This window comes from Mucilaginibacter sp. P2_D11 (assembly GCF_056404435.1).
In genome coordinates this window covers 1-1,230 of the sequence record NZ_JBFUEA010000051.1, presented here as the reverse complement: position 1 = coordinate 1,230, position 1,230 = coordinate 1, and the positions used below count along the sequence as shown (strand labels likewise).

At 46.7% G+C, this 1,230-nt stretch carries 1 protein-coding gene; it reads right to left on the bottom strand.

Annotated features, from left to right (window positions below):
* The coding region (locus AC1DXC_RS27290) for a glycoside hydrolase family 3 protein (protein ID WP_477462336.1) at positions 1-1,230 on the bottom strand (1,230 nt) is incomplete at both ends.

Below are 1,230 nucleotides of genomic sequence, written 5' to 3'. Positions count from 1 at the left end.
TTCGCTTTCATATTCACGGTTTGAGCCGATGCACAAAATGGCGACATCGCTGGTTTTTGCCAGCGCCACGGCCTGATCAATTAGTTTTTGGTCGGGCCGGTCATAGCCAGTATTTTGCGCATCAGTATTGTTTGCTAAATAGTTGGCCCTGTAGCCCTGGGCAAAACTGATGCTCGCTGTTTTGCCGAACCTTGATTTTATACCGTCTAATGCCGTTATCTCGTATTTGGCTTTTACGCCCGCGCCAAACCCGCCTAAAGCAAATGTGCGGGTGGCATTATCGCCTATAACCGCAATGCTTTTAATGGTAGCTGCTTTCAAAGGCAATAAATGATTGTCGTTTTTCAACAGGACGATGGATTCTGAGGCAATATCATATGCAGTTTGGGTATGCGCTGATGTAGCAATAGATCCTTTGGGCTGATTGGCACTCATGGAGGTATGGTACATTACCCACAAAATCCTGCGCACTTTATCGTCTATTGTTTTTACCGAAACCCGGCCCTCCTTAACTGCTTTAAGTAATGGTTGGGCAAAATACCATTGATCGTACGGCCCGCTTGATCCCATTTCAATATCCAGTCCATTGTTAGCGGCGGCAACGGTATGGTGTGTTCCTGCCCAGTCCGAGATAACAGCCCCTTTAAAGCCCCATTCGTTCTTTAATACTTTATTAAGTAAAAAATCATTTTCGGAACACCAATAACCGTTCAGCTTATTGTAGGCCGACATAACCGTATAAGCATTCCCCTGCTGTACCGCTGCTTTAAATGCCGGGAAATAGATTTCGCGCAAGGCTCTTTCATCAACTATGGTGTTTACGCTATCGCGGTTAAGTTCCTGGTTATTTGCGGCAAAATGTTTTATACAGGCTGCTACATGCTGGCTTTGGATCCCTTTTACAGATTGTACCGCCAACAGGCTGTTCAAATAAGGATCTTCCGAATAATATTCATAGGTACGGCCGCAAAGCGGCATTCTGCAGATATTGAATGCGGGCGAAAGCATTACAATCTTTTTACGGGCATTCGCTTCCTCGCCTAAAACTAYGCCATACCTGTTGGCCATTACCGGGTTCCAGGTAGCGGCAATTGCCGAGCCATTTGGTAAAAATGTGGCGGAATCGGTTATCCAGTTGGCCGAAGCCCAATCAAAGCGCTTTATCTCTTCGCGTACACCCAACGGGCCATCATCGCAGGTTAGTTCCGGGATACCTAAACGCGGCACGCC